This is a genomic window from Phenylobacterium sp., assembly GCF_037138395.1.
Lineage (GTDB): Bacteria > Pseudomonadota > Alphaproteobacteria > Caulobacterales > Caulobacteraceae > Phenylobacterium.
Genome location: NZ_JBAXIM010000223.1, coordinates 1 through 2771, shown reverse-complemented (window position 1 = coordinate 2771; position 2771 = coordinate 1). Strand labels below are relative to the sequence as shown.

Annotated in this window: 2 protein-coding genes and 1 pseudogene; all 3 read right to left on the bottom strand. The window is 64.0% G+C overall.

Annotated features, from left to right (window positions below; translation table 11 throughout):
* Positions 1-180: 180 nt before the first annotated feature.
* Complete coding sequence (locus tag WCJ52_RS12535) at positions 181-1149, bottom strand: alpha/beta fold hydrolase (RefSeq protein ID WP_336903640.1); 969 nt, start codon at positions 1147-1149, stop codon at positions 181-183.
* 180 nt (positions 1150-1329) lie between these two features.
* Positions 1330-2535, bottom strand: coding sequence for a VWA domain-containing protein (locus WCJ52_RS12530; protein WP_336903639.1), 1206 nt, complete (start codon positions 2533-2535; stop codon positions 1330-1332).
* An 83-nt stretch (positions 2536-2618) separates the two neighbouring features.
* A pseudogene (locus WCJ52_RS12525) lies at positions 2619-2771 on the bottom strand (GNAT family N-acetyltransferase); the annotation flags it as partial.

Genomic DNA, 2771 nt, shown 5'->3' with positions numbered 1-2771 from the left:
CTGAATTGGGGCTTCTTTCGACGCCTCTAGGCGGTTGGCTTCCGAAGGGAACAGGTCCTAGCGGTCAAAATCTGACGTTTGAGTCCCGCCGGTCGCATAAGGCGGTCGGAAACCCGAATGTCCGCTTTACGATCCGAAGCCAACGGGGAGAATGGACCCTAAGCTGAAGTTGGGCAGCCGCTACCTCCGTCCGCCGTTAAGTTCGAAGAAGTCGATGATCGCGGCGACCCAGGCCCCGTGGGCTCGTTCTACATGTGCGGCATGGTCGGCACCTGGCAGGACGGTCCACCCCCTCGCCTGTGTCCCCAGCCGCGCAAATACTACGGCTTGACGCTCGGTCACGGCGATGGGGTCCGAGACGCCCTGCAGCAGCAAGGTTGGCGCTTTGACCAGAGAGGGGTCGACCGTTGCGAAGACCTCTTCGCGCTCCCAATCCATGCGGACGGGGTCGGCCTTCACCGCCGCTTTTGCATAGGCTTCCACGACGGCAGGCGACGCGGCGTCCTGGACTATGAAGTCCGATGCCGCTGCGGCCAGGGTGGTTGGGGCACGGCGCGGTCCCGCGGGTGCGAGCGGCGCTCCCGGCTGCGAGGCGTACCCCAGCCCGGGGAATCCATAGAGGACCAGCATAGAATGGCTGTCCGGATAGGTCGCCGAAGTCAACAGGGCCACTTGGGAGCCGCGCGAATAGCCGACCAGCACCGGCTTAACCTTCTCCCGCGCCTCGATGGCGGTGAGGACGGCGCGCACAGCCCTCGCAGCCTCCTGCGGTGAGAGCATGCCCGAGGCTCCCCTCGGCGTCTCTCCGTATCCAGGCAGATCCATAGCGTAGGCCGCGAAGCCGCGCGAAGCGAAGCTCCGCAGCACTGAAACGTTCTCGCCAGGCACATTGAGATCGAAGTTGGGCAGAGCACTCCAAGTACGCCCATGGACGAAAAGGACGGCAGCTATCGGCTTTTCAGGCCGCCGGACCCAGACCCGCAGATCCACACCCTCGCCCCTGACCGACCAACGCTCCGGAGCCACATAGTCCGGAGTGGCTATGGTCGGCTGAGCCTGGGCGGAGATCGCAGGGAGGCCAGCAGCGGCGACAACCGCGACTAAGACCAACGAGGCACCCCACAGCGGGAACTTTGTCCGTTTAGCCATCTGAAGATCCCAAGGGTTGAATTGGCGCCAGTCGAGCACCGCGAACAGGATCTACCCGGAAAAAGGCCTCCTAACGAACCTTCCGCGACTCTGGCGAGGTCCGCTCCCGGGCGGAAGCGGGGCCCCGCTTAGTCCACCTTTGGCGCGCCAGCAGCGGTCCCAGGTGTCAGGTTCAATCCCCTATCGGGCCAGTTCCTTCATGGCCTTCTCGAGGCCCGCGAGGGTGAGTGGGAACATGCGGTCTCCGACGAGCTGGCGCATGACCTCCACGGACGGCGTATAGTCCCAGTGCCTTTCGGCCGTGGGGTTGAGCCAGATCATGTCTTCGAAGGTCTGCGCCACGCGGTCGACCCAGATGGCCCCGGGTTCCTCGTTCCAGTGCTCGACCGAGCCGCCGGGATAGGTGATTTCGTAGGGGCTCATGGTGGCGTCGCCCACGAAGATGACCTTGTAGTCCCGGCTGAACTTGTGGAGCACGTCCCAGGTCGGGATCTTTTCGGCGTGGCGACGCCGGTTGTCCTTCCACACGCTCTCGTAGAGGCAGTTGTGGAAGTAGTAGAACTCCATGTTCTTGAACTCGGTCCGGGCGGCGCTGAACAGCTCCTCACAGATCCGGATATGGCTATCCATTGAGCCGCCGACGTCGAAGAAGATCAGGACGCTGATCTTGTTGCGGCGCTCGGGCCGCAGCTTGATGTCGAGATAACCCTTCTCCGCCGTGCCGCGGATGGTGCCGTCCATGTCGAGCTCTTCGGCCGCGCCATCCCGGGTCCACTTGCGCAGGCGACGCAGGGCGACCTTGATGTTGCGGGTGCCCAGCTCGACGCTGTCGTCGAGGTTCTTGTATTCGCGCTTGTCCCAGACCTTCACGGCCCGGCCATGCCGGCCCTTGTCCTGGCCAATGCGCACGCCCTCCGGGTGGTAGCCGTTGGCGCCGAAGGGGGAGTCGCCGTTCGGGCCCTCGCCGCCCTTACCCTTACCCTTGCCCTTGCCTTCACCCTCACCGTCGTCGCCGTTCTCGCGCTGCTCGCGCATCTGTTCGGCGAGGGCCTCCATGAGCTTCTCGAACCCGCCCATGGCCTCGATCTGGGCCTTCTCCTCGTCGGTGAGGAACTGGTCGGAGATCTTCTTCAGCCACTCGGCCGGGATGTCGGAGACGCCAAAGCTCTCAAGCTTCTCCAGGCCCTTGAACACGTGGCCGAAAACCTGGTCGAACCGGTCGAGGTTTTTCTCGTCCTTCACCAGGGCGGAGCGCGCCAGATAGTAGAACTCGTCAACGCTGCGACCGATGACCGCCTTGTCGAGCGCCTCCATCAGCATGAGGTACTCCCTGAGGGTCACGGGGACCTTGGCCTCGCGGAGTTCGGTGAAGAAACGCATGAACATGGTGGACGTCCCCTTGCGGGCGGAACGAGTGTTTGAGACGCGAATGTGAAGCCCTGAGGCCCCGCTGTCCAGTGCAGGACGCCTCAGAAAGCGGGTCTCCGCCGCAGGATGAACTCCCGGTCGATGGTGTTTCCCACGGGGAAGCCGTACTCGCCGACCTTCTGAAAGCCGCGTCGCGCGTAGAAGCGCTGGGCGCCGAGGTTTTCCGACCAGACCCCGATCCAGACGTCGGGCGG